This is a genomic window from Pseudomonas sp. Z18(2022) (assembly GCF_036346535.1).
In the GTDB taxonomy this organism is placed as follows: Bacteria; Pseudomonadota; Gammaproteobacteria; order Pseudomonadales; family Pseudomonadaceae; genus Aquipseudomonas; species Aquipseudomonas yamanorum_A.
Genome location: NZ_JAOTOA010000016.1, coordinates 123,840 through 141,136, shown reverse-complemented (window position 1 = coordinate 141,136; position 17,297 = coordinate 123,840). Strand labels below are relative to the sequence as shown.

Annotated in this window: 12 protein-coding genes; 1 reads left to right on the top strand and 11 read right to left on the bottom strand. The window is 61.0% G+C overall.

Going from position 1 to position 17,297, the window contains the following annotated elements:
* Window positions 1-712, bottom strand: a 712-nt coding sequence (locus V3W39_RS25365; protein WP_330213554.1) for an SDR family oxidoreductase, incomplete at its 3' end; no start/stop codon positions are given.
* A 20-nt stretch (window positions 713-732) separates the two neighbouring features.
* Window positions 733-1,197 (bottom strand): multidrug transporter, encoded by a 465-nt coding sequence (locus V3W39_RS25360; protein ID WP_177043523.1) that lies wholly within the window; start codon window positions 1,195-1,197, stop codon window positions 733-735.
* Between the two features lie 194 nt (window positions 1,198-1,391).
* Between V3W39_RS25360 and V3W39_RS25355 the strand changes: the two genes are divergently transcribed.
* The gene (locus V3W39_RS25355; protein WP_330213553.1) at window positions 1,392-4,772 is read left to right on the top strand and encodes a dermonecrotic toxin domain-containing protein; all 3,381 of its coding nucleotides are present in this window, start codon (window positions 1,392-1,394) and stop codon (window positions 4,770-4,772) included.
* An 82-nt stretch (window positions 4,773-4,854) separates the two neighbouring features.
* On the opposite strand, the gene V3W39_RS25350 is transcribed toward V3W39_RS25355, so the two are convergent.
* From V3W39_RS25350 to algK, 9 genes are all read right to left on the bottom strand, one after another.
* Window positions 4,855-6,306 carry a mannose-1-phosphate guanylyltransferase/mannose-6-phosphate isomerase gene (locus V3W39_RS25350; protein ID WP_177043501.1) on the bottom strand — a complete coding sequence of 484 codons (1,452 nt, stop codon included), beginning with the start codon at window positions 6,304-6,306 and terminating at the stop codon, window positions 4,855-4,857.
* Window positions 6,307-6,489: 183 nt separating this feature from the next.
* The gene (locus tag V3W39_RS25345) at window positions 6,490-7,137 is read right to left on the bottom strand and encodes an alginate O-acetyltransferase AlgF (RefSeq protein ID WP_177043502.1); all 648 of its coding nucleotides are present in this window, start codon (window positions 7,135-7,137) and stop codon (window positions 6,490-6,492) included.
* A gap of 16 nt (window positions 7,138-7,153) precedes the next feature.
* Window positions 7,154-8,326 carry an alginate O-acetyltransferase gene (locus tag V3W39_RS25340; protein ID WP_177043503.1) on the bottom strand — a complete coding sequence of 391 codons (1,173 nt, stop codon included), beginning with the start codon at window positions 8,324-8,326 and terminating at the stop codon, window positions 7,154-7,156.
* 11 nt (window positions 8,327-8,337) lie between these two features.
* Complete coding sequence (locus V3W39_RS25335; RefSeq protein ID WP_169386267.1) at window positions 8,338-9,903, bottom strand: MBOAT family O-acyltransferase; 1,566 nt, start codon at window positions 9,901-9,903, stop codon at window positions 8,338-8,340.
* Window positions 9,904-10,137: 234 nt separating this feature from the next.
* The gene (locus tag V3W39_RS25330; protein WP_330213552.1) at window positions 10,138-11,247 is read right to left on the bottom strand and encodes a mannuronate-specific alginate lyase; all 1,110 of its coding nucleotides are present in this window, start codon (window positions 11,245-11,247) and stop codon (window positions 10,138-10,140) included.
* Window positions 11,248-11,255: 8 nt separating this feature from the next.
* Window positions 11,256-12,704, bottom strand: a complete 1,449-nt coding sequence (locus V3W39_RS25325) for an alginate O-acetyltransferase (protein WP_177043524.1) — start codon at window positions 12,702-12,704, stop codon at window positions 11,256-11,258.
* An 11-nt stretch (window positions 12,705-12,715) separates the two neighbouring features.
* Window positions 12,716-14,308, bottom strand: coding sequence for a mannuronan 5-epimerase AlgG (gene algG, locus V3W39_RS25320; protein ID WP_330213551.1), 1,593 nt, complete (start codon window positions 14,306-14,308; stop codon window positions 12,716-12,718).
* Window positions 14,308-15,795: an alginate export family protein gene (locus tag V3W39_RS25315; protein WP_330213550.1), complete on the bottom strand. Its 1,488-nt coding sequence runs from the start codon at window positions 15,793-15,795 to the stop codon at window positions 14,308-14,310. The genes algG and V3W39_RS25315 overlap by 1 nt, the downstream gene beginning before the upstream one ends.
* Entirely contained in the window at window positions 15,792-17,294 is a 1,503-nt protein-coding gene (gene algK / locus V3W39_RS25310) for an alginate biosynthesis TPR repeat lipoprotein AlgK (RefSeq protein WP_371317313.1), read from the bottom strand. The genes V3W39_RS25315 and algK overlap by 4 nt, the downstream gene beginning before the upstream one ends.
* Between the last annotated feature and the right edge of the window lie 3 nt (window positions 17,295-17,297).

Genomic DNA, 17,297 nt, shown 5'->3' with positions numbered 1-17,297 from the left:
CCGAGCGCAACAGGCGCGGCGGTGTGCTCTGTTGTACGGCCTTGAGCACATCGGCGGCGAACTTGCTGGCGGGCGTAGGCCGATCCTGAGAGGCCTTGGCCCGGGCGCGGATGCTTTCGCGCAGTGGCCACCAGGGCGATTGCTCATTGATCAACAGCTCGGCCTGGGTGCCGGCGTTTTTTGCAAAGCTGGTATCGATGGCCCCCGGTTGCACTTCCATCACCCGCACGCCAAACGGTGCCAGCTCCATGCGCAATGCATCGCTCAAGGCATGCACCGCCGCTTTTGAAGCGCAGTACGCACCGGCAAACGGCGTGACCAGCACACCCGAGACACTGCCGATATTCACCACCAACCCTTTGCGCTGGCGCAGGGCCGGGAACAGCGCCTGCGTCACCCCGACCACTGAAAACACATTGGTCTGGAACTGCTGCTGCATCGCCTGGGTGCCGCCGTCGAGCAACGGGCCCATGGCGCCGTAGCCGGCGTTGTTGATCAGTACGTCCAGCGCGCCGATCTGCCCGGCCAAGTGCGCCAGTGCAGCGCTGTCGTTGACGTCCAGTTGCACGGCGTTAAAGCCGGCGGCGCTGAGTGTTGCAACATCCTCGGTGCGCCGGGCACTGGCCCACACGTCAAAGCCCGCGTGTTTGAAGGCATCCGCCAGGGCACGGCCAATGCCACTGGAACACCCGGTAATGAGTACGTTGGGCATGGATCAATCCTTTGTCAGGGTTAGTCGGAAAAGCTGCCTTGCAAATGCTCGGCGCGAAATTCCAGGGTTTGCGGGCGGTAGCCGGGGCGCAGCGGCGGCACCGGCAGGCAGTCTTCCCAGGTGGCGCCTGCCTGCAACTCGCCGGGGCCGCGGTAGCGCGGGGCAGCGTACACGTTGTCCGCCAGGTTGACCGTATCGCCCGGCGCATAGGCCGCGATGCGCCAGCGCAGTTCGGTCAGCGGCACGTTGTTGCCGTTGTTCAAGGTGAGTTTGAGCGGGCGGTCCGCCGGGCACTCTTTAGGGGCGTACACGGTACGTAGCTCCAGGCGTGCCAATTGCTGGGCCTCGCGGTTGTCCAGCCACACCACCCACATCGCCACCAGGCCCAGGCCGACGGCGGCCGCGAGCGAAACCGGCAAGGCCCGGGCCGGGTAGCGCAGCAGAAGGATTAGCCAGGTAATGACCAGCAGAACACCGATGAACACGATAAAACCCTCGCTTGCCATGAGCGTTCATCGTAGCTGAGCTCGAGGGCCAAGCCTATTCACCTACCGTAACGTATTGCATTTTTCCCACAGGAACCCGCGGACTCTCTTACCCCACTGATTGATTCATCATCGGAGCGATATCACTTTTAAAAGGGCAACGGACTGACTCCCTTAATGACAGGGTCCATTCAATGATCGTTAAGCGTCATACCCACTATCATCCTGATCTTCCCCCTCCATCTGATTCATCCAACCAGCCATCCTCTGGGAGCGAGGCGCCAGGCCCTGGAGCACCGGCGCCATTTTCTGGCCTCCCTGCCATTGGTACGCCAGCCATACCCGTCGTGCGGAGCATTCATCCGGCCACGGTCGCCGAGTATGTTTTTGGCAAGCCTGCTTCTGCTCAGCAGGGCTTCCTCGGCCAGCACGATGCACTCAACATTAAAATAAACCGGTTGATCAGCCAGCAGCCCAGCTACGAACAATTTGTGCAGGAGTATCAAGAGTACGTTGCCAGGACGCCTGGCGCCGTGGGAGAAATCGGGGAGCTGTTTGCCAACGCCGTCACTCGGTTCTGGACGTCTCCCCGCCCCAACGAAAAAGATCCGAGCCCACCTCAAGATCAATTGATCAACCTGCACCGGGAAATGCTTTCCATCCAGGCGGCTCTGCGCCTGGAGGACGGTACCCTGAGCCCGGCGAGCAAGGCCCTGATCGACAAGGCGTTCCGCTATCCCACGTTGGCCGCCCGGGAAAGCGCTTTCCCCGACGGTGCGCGGCCTGGCGTTTACCCGATCACGTTGGATGACAACACGCCAAACGGCGCGCGGCTGGCCGGAGCCTTCATGATTACCTCCACAGATGGTTCCTGGAAGACACAACCTCACTGGCCCAACGGTGACAAAAACATCAAGGCTGACGAAGGTAACGGCCCTGTGGTGCTTTACACCCCCGGCGAAGGGTTTGAGGAATTTGCGACCCCGGCCCAACTGCAAGCGGCGCTGGCACAGCGCATTGACCAGGGAGGTATCCCCGCAAAGCTCCTGTCTGAAAGTTTGCCGCTATCGGTGGAAAACCTGCGCAAGCCTTTGCGCGGGGATGACCTGACGCTCAGTTTCGCGCCCACTTCAGGAGATGTGATAGCAGAAGCAGTTCCTCAGCTTTTGGAGCGGCAAAAAGCCGAGCTGAACGCTTTGATTCACTCAGACACCAGCGACATGGACGGCCCCCAAATCGCCCAGGCCATGAACAATGCCGCCAATTGGTCGTCTCAAATGGACAGCAGCAATGCCATGCTTGCCCGGGGTGAAAAGCTCGAAGATAAACAACAGCCGCCATGGTTGAAAAACCTGTCCCCCATGGACGCGGGGCAATATCAATACCTGGACACGAGCGAGCACCAATCCCTCCAGAACCTGGTGCCGTTACTGGAAGAAATTCCCTCGCTGCAGCGTTTTGCCAATCAGCAACTGAACGCCGCGCTGCAGAAAAAATACCCGACGGCGAGTTTTGACCCGGACAAGATCGTGGTGACCACCACCACGCAATCCAGAGTGCATACCGGCCGGCCCGGCGCCTACGTTCCACGCAATGTCAGCAGCCACCATAGTTCCCTGACTGAGCTGGCCTTGAAAAACCCCACTGCCTGGCCTGCGGCAGAAAGTCACCAATACTCTTCCGTGGCATTCGCCGCACCCTTGACCGACGCCTCGGGCAAGCCGGTACTGGGGTCCGACGGAAATCCCGTGGTCCTGGGAACTGAAGAGCTCAAGGCATTGGTCAATGAACTGGACGTGGGTGGTAATTACATCCAGTTTCTCAAGACGCGAATGGCGCCCGACGCTCAGACCGGAGAACCGGGGAAACTGCGTTCCGCGTGGAAAGCCAATCTGTCCGATGTGATGAACAAGCAGGCGTTTCTGTGGGAGTTGAACCCGCAGGCTTATCCACAGGGATCCCCGGCATCCGAGTGGGTCCAGACCGTGCTCGATTTTCCGGACCCGGCCACCCGGCCCCAGGTGGATGGAAAAAACATCGTTGCCAACACCGTCAGTCACCATGGCCAGGCGCTCCAGGGTGTCATCGCCATTGGCAATGGCGAGGCCGAGGCCGGGCCGCTGGTGTTGTATACCCCTGATGCGCCTGACGGCATGTCCTTTCGACAAGTTGCCAACCAGGCTGCCCTGGAGGCGCTTTTCGAGCAGCCGGAATGGAAAGCCTATGCCCGAAGCAAAACGTCGCCGCTCAATCCGGACAGCCTGGGGGCTGTCATCCAGGACTATCGAGACGGCGACGTCATCAAAAACCTCAAGCGTGTGGGCAAGGCGAACGAGCTGACAAGCAATGCGTACCTCAAACCTATCCAGGGTGACTTTCAGGATGCACTGTACAAACAGCTGACGGAGATACTGCTCGATAAGGCGGATCTCGGTTCTGTCAGCTCCGCCGAGGTGGCCAAGGAGTCGGCCTACAACAAGACGATGTTCGGTATCGAGATCGCCACCCAGTTCATGGACCTCTTGCCGGTGATTGGCAAGGGTATTTCGACTGCCGTCAGGCTCACCAAGTCCGGGCTGAGGGTCGTCCGGGCGCCTGGCCAATCCATCGTGAGGGTGCTCGACAAACCCAACCGACTTGCCATGATCTATAGCCGTTACGGCGGCGGGGTGAAGACTGGTGATACGGCCAGTCCGATTCTGCGCCCGGTCCTGCAGCCGTCGCTGGCAGCCAGGGTCATGCCGCTGACACCCTCGGAAATAGCGGGTCAAGGTAGGGGCGCAACGCGCACGTTGCCAGACATCAGTGCCTATTCCGTTCCTGAGAACGTGCTCGACGGCCGTACGATGAGGGGCGACGGTACTTATCAAGTCGGGGAGCAGTTCTATGTGCGTTATACCGACGGTACCGGCGTCAGCAAGCCGTATGAAATCAGCCCGGTTTACAAAGTCGAAAGCGGATACGTTCGAGTCGTTGACCCGCAAACCAAAAAGACTGTGGCGTTCCTGCAGTCGGCGGGTGAGGGGCAATGGCGGCTGAACAGGATGCTGGGTGGTGCGAGGGGGGAAGGCAGTCAAGGGGTCAAACGCCCGGCGACGCTCGATATACAGCCGACCTCTTCCAATGCCTCAAAAAGACCTAGAACGCCCGAAGCCTTTCCAGGCGAAAAAGCGGAACTGGACCCTCCCGTCAAAGGCGAGAACGTGTATTACCACTACACGGGGAACGATGCATCGGCTTCCATCAATGCCGACTGGCATTTGCAGCCGTCCTCTAAAGATCTTAAAGGGCAACCTTTACCCCATGGCCAGCGCCGGCATTACTTTACGAACCTGGGGCCTGGGGATACGACCCAGGCTGAGATATCCAGGACGATCTTTGGTCGGCGTCCCACCGGCAATACCCAGCAAAAGATGACGCAATACTACGAGATAAATACGTCGGGCCTTACGGTAATGCCAACGGGTAACAAGAACATTTTTTACGTGGATACAAAGTTCGACATCCCCTTGAAGTATCGAGACGGCGATGGCAACCCAGTTAGTCGCATCATTAAAAAGGGCCCGTTCAGCTAAGGTCAGGGCGGTATACAAACAGCCCGCCACTGACTGCGGATAGGGGACGCAGTCAGTGACGGGCGCTTGTTTTTCCGCGGTGTTACTGCGCGATGGTTTTCACCGACACGCCACGCTCGATCGGCGTAGACCGACCGTAGATATCTTCAAAGCGCTCGATATCGTCTTCACCCAGGTAGCTGCCGGACTGCACCTCGATAATCTCCAAGGGAATCTTGCCCGGGTTGCGCAAGCGGTGCACCGAGGCGATCGGGATGTAGGTGGACTGGTTTTCGGTGAGCAGGAACACGTTCTCGTCACAGGTGACTTCGGCGGTGCCGCTGACCACGATCCAGTGTTCGGCGCGGTGGTGGTGCATCTGCAACGACAGGCACGCGCCCGGCTTGACCGAGATGTGCTTGACCTGGAAGCGGCCGCCCATGTCCACCGAGTCATACGAGCCCCACGGACGGTAGACCTCGCAGTGGTTCTGAGTTTCGCTGCGGCCCTGTTCGTTGAGGGTATTGACCATCTGCTTGACGCCCTGGACCTTGTCCTTGTGGGCAATCATCATCGCGTCCTTGGTTTCCACCACCACGATGTTTTCCAGGCCGATCACCGACACCAGTTTGCCGTTGCCGTGGATCATGCAGTTCTTGCTGTCCTGGATCACCACGTCGCCCTTGCTGACGTTGCCGTTGGCGTCTTTTTCATTCACGTCCCACAGCGATGCCCAGCAACCCACGTCGCTCCAGCCGGCGGTCAATGGCACCACGCAGGCCAGCTGGGTTTTTTCCATCACGGCATAGTCGATGGAATTGTCCGGGCAGCAGGCGAAGGTGGACTCGTCGATGTCGATGGTGTCGGCGGTGTGGTTGCTGCGTTCCAGGGTCAGCATGCACGTGTCGTAGATGTCCGGGTCGTGCTTTTTCAGCTCCTCGAGGAAGCGGCTGGCGCGGAACAGGAACATGCCGCTGTTCCAGAAATAACCCCCGCTTTTGACGAACTCGGCGGCGCGTTTTTCATCCGGTTTTTCCACGAACTGCTGCACGCGGCTGACGCCTTCGGGCAGCAGCGAATCGTTGGTCGACTTGATATAGCCATAGCCGGTTTCCGGACGGGTGGCCGGTACGCCGAACAGCACCATCTCGCCGCGCTCGGCGGCCACGGTGGCCAGGGCCAGGGCGCGTTGCAGGGCTTTCTGGTCGTCCAGCACGTGGTCGGCGGGCAGTACCAGCATCAGCTCGTCACGGCCTTCGTTGACCAGCATCATCGCCGTCAGGGCCACGGCTGGCGCGGTGTTGCGGCCGAACGGTTCCATCAGGATGCGCTGGGTGTCCAGTTTGCGGGCGGCGAGTTGCTCGTTGACGATAAAGCGGTGGTCTTTGTTGCAGACCACGATGGGCGCATCCATGCCTTCGAATACCAGGCGCTCCAGGGTTTGCTGGAATAAGGTGTGCTCGGAGGTCAGGGCCAGGAACTGCTTGGGAAACTGTTTGCGGGAAAGCGGCCAAAGACGTGAGCCGCTACCACCGGAAAGGATTACTGGGATCATGTGTTTCTCCTTGAATCGATATGGGTCAGAGCTACGAAGGTTTGTCGTTTCACTCTTGTTTTTGTCCGGGCCTGAGTTGAAATGCTGACAATGTGGGAGCTGGCTTGCCTGCGATGGCGCCTTCAAGACCGCCATCGCAGGCAAGCCAGCTCCCACAAGGAGCGTGTCAACTCAGATAAATCATTAGCGAGTCGACACGGGGCGTTTCACCCACACTGGCGACAGGTTGGCGCCGGTGCCGGTGACGTACAGCACCGCGGCCTCACCACGCTCCAGGGCCACGGGCTTTACGTCGCCGACTTTCTTGTCGCCTTCATACAAGGCCAGGCTGACCTTCACCGGGTTGATCTCGCGCTCGCCACGGCCTTTGGCGGCTACGGCCTGGACCACGTCGGTCTTGCCGTCGGCGGTTTTCAGGGTCAGCGACTTGTCACTGAGGTTCTGCACGCGCACCAGGGATTTCTGCTTGTTCTTGAACGGCGGTTCTTCGATCAGTTGCGGCTGGCCGCTGCCACTGCTGACCAGGGTGTAGTAGTGGTCGGCGGCGAGCTTGACCGGCAGGGTCTGGCTGCCGACCTTGGCGCTGTAGTCACCACCTGGCATGAAGCTGAAGTCACTGCTGGCCAGCGGTGCAACTTCGCTTAAGTTGGTGCTGCCGACGGTGGCGCTGACTTCCTGGTTGCTGGCGTTGTACACCCGCACAAAGCTCGAGCCTTTTGGCGCGACGGGGCCGTAGAGGGCGGCATCGCCACCGGCGAAGGCAGACATCGAAACAACGCTCATGCCGGCGACGAGAGCAAAAGTTTTTGCGAGGTTAGTAGTGAAAGTCATGTGAGTTACCTCTCTTTCAGTTTTGCGCCCGGTCGGGCGTCTCGGATTTTGGTGTATTGATAGCCATGTTCTGTTGGCGCATACCGGCTTGTTTGAGCTGCGCAACCCACTGCGGGTCGGCGTCGCCGATTTCGTTGTTCACGGGCAGATAACGTTCAGGAAACTCCCAGATCAGCACCTGTGGCGGGCTGTTCTTGAAGTCGTCGCTTTTCAGGTAGCTGAGCATCGGCAGGATCGGGCCGTGGCCGTCTTCGGAGTAGTTGATGACGTCGCTGCCCAGGGCTTGCTTCAGCGCGCCGACAAAGTTCCAGTTCGGGTTGGCGCTGTAGCTGGTGCCCACCAGGGCCACCGGGGTTTCGCTGTCGCTGAACAGCGCGTCGTCGCCCTTGGTCTCAGCCAGGTGAGTCACGCGTTTTTGCAGCGGCTCCTTGGGCGGCATCAGGTTTTCGAACAGTGGGTCCAGGGGCAGGAACAGGCGCAGGTCACCCTTGTGCGGTTCGGTCTTCTCGGCTTCGGTGACAAAGCGTTGAGGCTCGCCGCTCAGGGGCGTTTTATTCGCAATCGTCCTGGCCAGCTCTTTGGCCGCCACTTCAGCGCCGTCCGGGGTCCAGTGGGTGTCGGTGCGCAGGAACACCTGCTGGCCGTGCAGCTTGGCCTGTTGCAGCGGGCCCATCAGGTCGGGGGCGACGATCTTGTCGGCGGCCATGCGGGCATGGAAGTCCTGGTAGAGACCGGCGTGGATGCTGGCCGGTTGCACTTCACCCAGGTGTTCCGGGTACAGGCGCACCTTGGCCGGCACGATCGCCATCACCAGTTGGATGCCCTGGGCCTTGAGCTTCTGGCGCACGCCTTCCACCAGGGCGTAGTTGCCCTGCAGGTTCTGGTCTTCGTTGACGATGGGGTTGAATTCCTCGTCGCTGTACAACCAGTGGTCGCGGCCAATCACCACGCCGGGGCGGCCTTCATTGAACAGCTTGTAGTCCAGGGCTGCCCAGAGGTTGGTGCCCAGGCGCTTGATCGGGAACTGGTCGTCGTAATGGGTCTCGACGGCCTTGGTCCAGCGACCGTTGAGCACGGTGGCGTCGGCGTTGGTGCTGAAGCCCAGGAAACTGCGCATCGACCAGGCGCCCAACGCCAGCAGCACGGCGAGGAACAAGGCGATGTAGAGGACGCGTAATGAACGGGTCATGGTCGGCTCCCTCAGAACTGGAAGTAAAGGAACGGCGAGAAGCTCTGCGCCGAAAGTTTGAGAATCGATGCCACGAACAGCAGCAGCACTGCAGCGCGCATGGCGTAGCGTGGCCAGGTGGCGCTCCAGTAGGCCGGTTGCACGGTGGCCTCGGTGCCCACGGTGTAGCCGGGCTCATGGATGCTGCCCGGGTTGTCGCCGGGTACCGCCTTGATCAAGCCCGGTTGGGCAGTGGCCGGGCCATCGGCCTGGGTATTGACTGCAGGCTTGGTTTTTTCCGGTGGGCGGTTGCTGTAGAAGTCCCGCAGGCCGAAGAACGCCAGGGTTGCGTACGCCACCACCAGGGTTGCCACTTGCAGGCCGGTGAGGCTGGCGCGGTTGAGTTCCGACAGCGACCATTCGCCGAAGCTGAACATCGCGCCGTACATGCGACCGGCCACGTGCAGGTTTTCCGAGCGGAAGATCACCCAGCCCATCACCACCAGCAGGAAGGTGAAGGCCCAGCGCACGACGTTGAAACTGCGCGGTGCGGTGTTGAGGCCGATGGCTTTTTCAATCGCCAGCCACATGCCGTGCCAGGCGCCCCACACGATGTAGGTGATGTTCGCACCGTGCCACAGGCCCCCCAGGAGCATGGTCAGGAACAGGTTGCGGTAGGTGGTCAACGTGCCTTTACGGTTGCCGCCCAGGGTGATGTACAGGTAGTCACGCAGCCAGGTGGACAGGCTGATGTGCCAGCGCCGCCAGAACTCGGTGATCGACTGGCTGATGTACGGCTGCTTGAAGTTTTCCATGAAGCGGAAACCCATCATCAAGCCCAGACCGATCGCCATGTCGCTGTAGCCGGAGAAGTCGAAGTACAGCTGCGCGGTGTAGGCCAGCGCGCCGAGCCAGGCGTCTCCCGTTGTCGGGTTTTGCAGGGCGAAGCAATGGTCGGCGACCACCGCCAGGGTGTCGGCGATGAACACCTTCTTGATGAAACCCTGCATGAATCGCGTGCAGCCCTCGGAGAATTTATCCAGGGTGTGGGTGCGGTTGTTGAACTGGTCGGCCAGGTCGCGAAAGCGCAACACGGGGCCGGCAATCAGGTGCGGGAAGATCGCCACGAACGCCGCAAAGTCGATCAGGTTGCGGGTGGCCGGCGTGTCGCCGCGGTACACGTCGATGATGTAGCTGATGGACTCGAAGATGTAGAACGAGATCCCGATCGGCAACAGCACGTGGGTGAGGATAAAGGGCTCCAGGCCCGCCGACTTCATCATCAGGTTGATGCTGTCGACGCCGAAGTTGGCGTACTTGAAGTAGCCGAGAATGCACAGGTCGACCGCCACGCCCAACAGCAGCCAGCGCTGGGCCGGCTTGGTGCGCACGCCTGCCGCACCGACCTTGAGGCCGATCCAGTAGTTCCACAGCGTCACGGCGGCGAACAGCGCCAGGAAGTCCACTCGCCACCAGGCGTAGAACACATAGCTGGCAATCAGCAGCAGCAGATTGCGATAGCGTTGCCCGCTCAAGTAGTACAAGCCGAGGAAGATCGGCAAGAACAGAAACAGGAACACATTGGACGAGAAAACCATCCCGATCTCTCCATGTTTAACCAACAGTCAAGGGCCAACGGCCCCCCCAAACCCCCCACGAATCTGGGAGGGTGTACGCGTTCAGTGTGTCGGCTCATGTGGGAGCCGGGCTTGCCCGCGATGGGATCAACTCGGTTTGTCTGAATTACCGAGGTGTCTGCATCGCAGGCAAGCCAGCTCCCACATAAAGCCAGCTCCCACATTTGGACCGAGTCCAGGTGTGGGAGCTTTGTATCAGCTGCCTTTTTTGCCTTTTTCGTGCGTCGGGTCGTAGACCTTGGTCAGGTCACCCCCGAGGCGGAACGTCTTGAACGGTTGCATCCCGTGCTTGCGCTCGATCACATCCGGCGCGCAGGTGTAGAGGGTGCAGAAGGGCTCAAGCCAGGCAAATTTCATGTCTTCCTTGAGGTCCTTCATGTCCTGTTCCTTGCCGTTCTTCTTCTCGAAGATTTCCGGGTCTTTCACCCCGGCCAGCACGTTGTCACCCAGGCGTTTCAACGCGCCGTTGTTTTCCTGGCGCAGGTCAACACCGTTGACCAGGGCGAAACTGGCGATCATCGCCAGCGGCGGCAGCGCGTAGTTGTGGTACGACAAGGCCCGTTGCTGGCGCTTCAATTCGTTGGGCAGGAAGCCTTGGGCATCCACCTGATTGGCGCCGACCTTGTATTCCTTCACAGCCCAGTCAAACAGGTCGCGGCGGTTGGTGGCGATGGACGTCGCCATCACCGACCAGGCAGCCCAGTAGGAGTGGTTGTTGGTTTTATCCAGCGGCAGGTTGTCCCAGTCGCTTACCACCTGGTCGGCCATCTTGCTGAACCAGGCTTCGATCAACTGCGACTCCTGCTGGTGGTTGGCCAGCGGGTGGGAGTCGGAGAACTTCAGGCGCACATAGGCCGAAGCCATGCTGCCCAGGGCCCATTTGCGCATGGACTTGCCGGTGTGGTTGAAGTCCTTGGACATCAACGCATCCGCCTTGGCCCAACTGGTGAGCCAGTTCAGCGTGCATTCCAGCTGCTCCGGGCGGCCGTCGCGCATGAACTGCATCACGCGCTTGCTGGTGTCTTTTTCCAGCTTGGTGATGTCGGCGGTGCTGTCGCGAAAGGCTTTTTCGGACTGCACGTTAAGGGTGGAACGGGCCTTGTCCGAACCTTCGTACTTGCTGCGAAATTGCAGCGAGCCGGTGTACGGCGCCGGCATGGCGTCGCAGTCATTCTTGAAGTCGCCGGTCTTGAACGCTTCCACCGGGGCGAAATAACCCTGGGGTGGACGCAGTGGCGCGGCGGCGTTGACTGAACCGGCAAACATCGCCAGGCCCAGCAGCGTTGGAATCAATAACTTCTGCATAAGTAACCTCATTGCCCCGTTGAAGCAGTCTGTTGACCACCGGCAGGGAATACGTTGCGTGTGCAAATTTTCGCTTCTACCTTCTGCGCGGCCTGGCCCGCTTCAGGGCCCTGCACTTCCACGGCCAGCAGGTTTTGCGTGGCCCAGTCTTCGTCGGTGCGCAGTTCGAAGGCGAAACGCCCGTCTGTATCGGATGTTTCGGGTTTCTCGATCTTGATGTCCTCGTGGCGCCCGTTCATGTACCAGAGGGTGGCTTGCAGGGTTTTCACCGAAGGGTCGGCGAAGCGGATGTCGACCTGATGGCTGGAGTTGCGCAGGTCTTTGTTCGAACTGTTAACCAGCAATTCGTTCTTGCCGGGTTTCAACGTGGCGCTGGCACTCATCTGTGCGGTCTTGCCTTCGCAGCCGTTGTCCAGCAGCGCCATCATCTGGCGGTAGATGGTTTCCTGGTCCAGGCGGTACAGCGGCGAGAATTCCCAGATCAGAATCTTCGGCGGGGTCTTCTGGAATTCTTCGCTGCCCAGGTACTGGATCATCGAGCCTTCCAGGCCTCCGCCGGGGAAGGCGACGTTGAGGATGTCGGCACCGATTTCCTGTTCCAGGAAGCCGGCGAAGTTGTAGTTCTTGCCGCTGTGGCTGGTGCCCACGAGGGTGATCTGCGGGTTGCCGGAATCGCCGAACAGGTCGCCGTCGCCCGCTTCACCCTTGGGCTCGGTGGTGAACTGGTCCATGTACTGGATCGCGTAGCTGGTGCCGCACAGTTGCCCGGCCATGTTGTGCAGGGTGCCGGTCTTGCCCATGCGCCCGGACCGTTTGGTCTCGAATTCACGCTGCGGGATACCGGCGAATTCCGGCATCGCGCGTACTTTGGCGCCGACGATTTTTGCGGTGCGCTGGGCGCCGTACGGTGTCCAGTGTTGGTCGCCGCGGAAGTAGAAATCGTGGGCCGGCAACTCGTCGGGCAGTTGCTCGTTGGTCAACGGCGACAGGTCCGGCACCACGTAGCCCATCTTGGCGAAGCGGCCGAGCATGGTCTTGTAATTGCCCAGGGCCTTGTCGAAATCGAACTTGGCTTTCTCTTCGGGGTTGAGCTTGTTGCGGTTCACCAGGCCACGGGTTGGCTGGTACACCACCACCAGTTCCACGCCCTTGCTCTTGAACGCATCGTGCAACTGCTGCATGCGTTTGTAGCCGGCGGGGCTGGTGTCGAATTCGGTGCGCAGGTCTTCCTGGGTCCGGAACAGCCAGTCGCCCTGGGCTTGCACCAGGGTGGTGAAGTTCTGCTGGTAGCGTGTGGTGTAGTTCTTCGCGTCGTGGGCGGCCGGGCACAGGCTGCAGCACGGTTCGGCGCTGAATTTCGGCGCCTGGACTTCGTCGGCGCGCACGCCCTGGCTGGCCGCGAGCAGGCCGAGGGTCAAACCCGAAAGGCTGAGCAGTTTGATCATGTGTGGGTGCATAAAGGTCATCCTCAGTCCTGCATTTCGGTCTGGCGTTCGACAGGGTCGATCAGCACGGCTTTTTTCTGGCGTACCAGCAAGTCGAGAATCTCTTCCTGGCGATCGCCGAGGACGCCCGAGAAGCTGATGCCACTGGATTTGGTCGGCGCAAGCATCGACACGCGGTACAGCTCGACACTCAACGGCGAGTCAATGGACAGCGGCCCACTGCCGTTGGCGGCCAGTTCACCGCCGACCACGATCAGCGAGACCTTGGTGTCGAACGGGTCGAGGGCGATGTCGCGGTCGGTGTCGGTCAGGTCCTTGATGTGGCCGTATACGCCGGTCAGCCCGTTGGCCATGGCCACGTTTTCGTACAGGCGAATGTTCACGCTGTTACGTATGCGGATGCCGTGGCGACGGTTGCTGATCACCTTGTTGCCCCACAGCAGGTTATCGCCGCTCTCGTAGAGGGTGATGCCGTCGGTGTGGTTGCGGTAGATCTCGTTGTCGGCGATCAGGTTGTTGACGCTGTTACGGTCGATCACCAGGCCTGAGAGCTTGTTGTCGAAGCTGCGGTTGTTGAAGATGAAGCTGTCGTTCACTTCCCGGGAAATGATGATGCCGTGCTTCTTCTTCGTGCCGTAGACGGTGTTGTCGGTGATGATCAAACCGTGGGAACGGTCGTGGGGGTCAATGCCGTAGACGATGTTGTCTTTGTAGGTATTGCCCTTGAGCACAAAACCGGTGGTTTCGTAGCAGTAGAAGCCGTACCACATGTCCGAGAACTCGGAGTCGACGATCCAGCCCGTCGGCTCGGGGCGCTTGAGCACCTTGGCCATGTTCGGCGTGTACTGGGAAATACTCACGCCGTAAGACTTACTGTTGGCGTAGCCGAAGCTGGCCATCTTGCTGTTGGCGATGTAGGTCTCGGTGCCGCCCCAGGCCAGCAGGAACGGGCGGAATTCCTTGGGCGACTGGAAGGTCGCCGGGCCGTTGGCCTTCTCGCGCCAGCCGGTGATTCTGGTGTCGCGCACAAACAGCTGGCCGTCGTTGATCAGGAACGAACCGGCTTCCTGGGACAGGCGCAACTCCTGGGTCTGCTTGTCGATTTCGAGGATGCCTTTACGGCCCACCACGATCGGCAACTTGGCCAGGAACACCCCCGGCGAGGTTTCGCTGAAGTACTGCTTGGGCACTTTCTTCAGCAGGTCCTTGAGGTTCATGTAGCCGTCGTCGACGAAGATCGCCTGGGGAATGCCGTGCTGGCGCACTACCCATTCGGCCATCTTGTTGTCGCCGCCGATGAAGTCCTTCAGGGCGTCTTCCTGCATCATCCGGCGGATGCTGATCTTGCCGGGTTTCGTACGCACGATTTTCTTCGCGATATTCGCTGCGGTGTAGCCGGACACGTCCGGCAGCGCCGGCTTGGCCATCTCCAGCGGCGCGGTCGGCGGGCTGGAGATGGTGTAGGTCTTGGCCTGTTGCAGCTCTTTGGCGATGGTCGGCGCCTTGACCTGCTGCGCGACATCGGCGAAGGCCGAAGTGCTGGCCAGCAGCATGGCTGCGACCAGCAGGCTGACCGAGCCTTTGAGGGCTTGAGGGTTCATTGCGCAGGCTCCCATCAGAACTTCCAGATCACGTCGACAAAGGCGCGATGCATGTACGAGTCGACCTGGCTGCCGTAGGCGTCGCCCGGCTTGAACACACCGGCACGCAAGCGCACCAGGGCCGACGGTTCGTCGATCGACTGGCTGAGCCCGGCCGGCAGCAGGCCTTTCTTGAAGTACTTGGTGACCACCAGGTCCATCTCCTGGCCCAGGTCCTTCTTGCCGTCTTCAAGCGGCAGGGAAGTGCTGGACAGGATCGCGCCGGTCACGTCATCGGTGTTGTTCTGCACGGCATCGATGCCGTTGCTGCCCACCGGCTTGTTGCCGTCGACGCGCCAGAACTTGTGGTACACGAGGCTGGCGTCATAGTCCTCACGCAGCTGCCAGGAACCGAACAGGCTCATGGACTGCATGTTGTTCATTTCGCCACGGAACGCTTCGCCGAAACGGTGGACGCGGGACTGGGTACCGGTCCAGTTCGAACGGTTGCTTTGCAGGCCGTTCTGCTCGTATTCGGCGCTGGCGCGGGAGTAGGCGGCGCCCACTTGCCACTGTGGGTCGAGGCGCAGGCGCACACCCAGGTCGGTGGCCCAGCCATTCACGTCATCGCTGCGCTTGGCGTTGGTCGGCCGGGTGCCGTCGGCGTTCAAGGCGTTGACCGTGTCGCGGTCGCCCTGCATGCCGGTGACGCTGGCCCAGTAGTTGACGGTGTTGGTGTTGCGCCAGTTGTAGGCGTCGCTGTTGGCTTCGATGCCGAGCCAGGTCAGGTCGCCGTTCTCGCGTTTGTCCAGCGAGTCGGTGGCCACGCCTGGTTGCGGGTAGTCGAGCTTGCCGTCGTCATGGGTGTGGTGCGCGCGCAGGCCGATCCACTGGCCTGGCGTCCACTGATAGGCGGCGTCGGCGTACAGGTGCTGACGGTCCTTGTCCTTGGGCGACAGTTCCTTGAGGTCGGTGCGGTATTCGCTGAAACGCTCGGCGACGCCGACATTGGCCTTGAGCAAGGTGGTGTCGAAGGTCCAGTTCAGCGCTTCGATATTGGTGTCGCGCCATTGGCCGTCGTCATTGCGCAGGCGTTGGCGACCCAGCTTGAGGATCTCGCCGGGGTAGGGCGTGAAGCCGCCGTAGGCGACCCAGAACTCGCGCATCGCCAGGTAGTTCTTCTTGCTCTTGCGGTCGTCATTGCTGGTCTGTTGGGTGGCGTCATCGGAGGACTGTTGCAGGGTGTCGGTCTCGATGATGTCGCTGGACGTCACCGCCTGGCCCATGGCGTAGGCGCTCCAGTTGCCGCTTTCGCCGTAGATCCACGGGCGCAGGTCGAGGCCGATGCCGTTGACGTCGCCGCCTTTCTGGGTGCCCAGGTCGCGGTCATCTTCGGACTGGCCGGTGACTTTCACTTCCAGGCCGAAGTTCTTGGCTTCGGTCAGCGCGGCCAGGGTCGGGCACGACCACAGCAGGGCGAAGGTCAGGCCGATGCCGGCCTTGACGAATGGATTGAGCTTCATAGGGATTCCTCGCCGTCTTCTTCTTGCAGGGCGTGCAATTGCAGCGTGCTTTGGGCCAGGGTGCCGCGCACGGCCAGTTCCTGTTGCACCAGGCGTTGGCCTTCGGCGCGTTGCTCCGGGGTCAGCGGGGCTTCGAGCTGGGTCGCCAGGTCGTTGGCTTCCGGCGTGTCCTGGGCCTTGGCCAGCTGGCTGAAGACATAGGCGTTAAGCGGGTCGGGCTTGGTGCCCTTGCCTTGGGAAAACAGTTGGGCGATCGCAAAGTCGGCGCTGTTCTGGCCGTTGCGTGCAGCGGTCAGCAAATGGTCCAGGGCCTTTTGCGAATAGACCTTGCCCAGGTAGCCTCGGCGGTAGATCTGGCCGAGGTAGTAATCGGCGGCGACTTCGCGGCCGACGGCTTTCTGGAAGTGTTCTTCGGCGGCCTTGGCGTCAGCCGGGACCCACTTGCCTTCGTAGTAGAGCTTGCCCAGCAGCAGTTCGGCGCGGGGCTGGTCGGCGGCGCGGCCGTTGTCCAGGTACTTCATCATCTGGTCGACGTCGCCCAGTTCCGGGAAGTCGTAGAGCAGTTGCGCCAGGCTGACCCAGGACGCCGGGTAGCCCGGGGCGATTTTTTCCAGCAGGGCCTGGGCGGTTTTTTCGTCGGTCTTGCCCAGGGTGGCATCACCCAGTACACGAGCGACGCTGTCGACCCGTTGGGCGGTGACGGTACCGCGGCTGTAGCCTGCTTCCATCTGCTTGAGCAGTTCGGCCTGTTTTTCCGGCTCGGCTTTTTTCTGATAGACCGTGGCCAGTTCGACGTAGCAGATATCGGTGGTGTTCAGCGCGGCCTTGCAGATGCTTTCCACTTCGTCCAGATGCTGGTCGTAGGTGTCCTGGGTGCGATACAGCAGCACCTGGGCCAGGCCGGCTTCCGGGTAACCCGAGGCGCGCCATTTGCTGATCTGCTGCTGGGCGTTGATGTTCGGGAAACTGTGGGGGTATTGCAGGTACAGCATCGCCAGCGGAATCAGGGTGTTGCCTTCGCCATTGGCAAAGGCTTTTTTCAACAGGCCTTCGGCTTCATGGTGCTCGGCTTCGGTGGCGCCGGGCTTGGCCACCAGCAGGCGGCCCAGGCGTGCCTGGGCGCGGGGCGAGGTGTCGGCGGCCGCGCGGTACGTGGCTTCGGCCTGCTTGATCTGCTCGGGGTCGCGGGTACCGACCTGGATATCCGCCAGGCCCACCTGGGCCTCGCTGTAGCCCAGGTCTGCCAGTTGCTGGTAGTTCTGCTGCGCGGTGACGGTGTCGCCGCGCTTCAAGGCTTCGTTGGCCAGGCGTTGGTCGGGCAGGCCGGCGCAGCCGGCGAGGCTCACGGCCAGGGCCAGGGCACAATACGCCAAGGCAGAGTGGGACCTGCTTTGGGTGGGAGCTGGCTTGCCTGCGATGCCGAGGTTGGATTCACCACCGTCATCGCGGGCAAGCCCGGCTCCCACATTGGCCAGCGCTGTTTTTAGAATAGGGTTCACAGG

Excerpts from the sequence above, each read along its gene's own strand:
- V3W39_RS25355 (WP_330213553.1), top strand. The coding sequence starts at position 1,392 with ATGATCGTTAAGCGTCATACCCACTATCATCCTGATCTTCCCCCTCCA.
- V3W39_RS25350 (WP_177043501.1), bottom strand. The coding sequence starts at position 6,306 with ATGATCCCAGTAATCCTTTCCGGTGGTAGCGGCTCACGTCTTTGGCCG.
- V3W39_RS25345 (WP_177043502.1), bottom strand. The coding sequence starts at position 7,137 with ATGACTTTCACTACTAACCTCGCAAAAACTTTTGCTCTCGTCGCCGGC.
- V3W39_RS25340 (WP_177043503.1), bottom strand. The coding sequence starts at position 8,326 with ATGACCCGTTCATTACGCGTCCTCTACATCGCCTTGTTCCTCGCCGTG.
- V3W39_RS25335 (WP_169386267.1), bottom strand. The coding sequence starts at position 9,903 with ATGGTTTTCTCGTCCAATGTGTTCCTGTTTCTGTTCTTGCCGATCTTC.
- V3W39_RS25330 (WP_330213552.1), bottom strand. The coding sequence starts at position 11,247 with ATGCAGAAGTTATTGATTCCAACGCTGCTGGGCCTGGCGATGTTTGCC.
- V3W39_RS25325 (WP_177043524.1), bottom strand. The coding sequence starts at position 12,704 with ATGCACCCACACATGATCAAACTGCTCAGCCTTTCGGGTTTGACCCTC.
- algG (WP_330213551.1), bottom strand. The coding sequence starts at position 14,308 with ATGGGAGCCTGCGCAATGAACCCTCAAGCCCTCAAAGGCTCGGTCAGC.
- V3W39_RS25315 (WP_330213550.1), bottom strand. The coding sequence starts at position 15,795 with ATGAAGCTCAATCCATTCGTCAAGGCCGGCATCGGCCTGACCTTCGCC.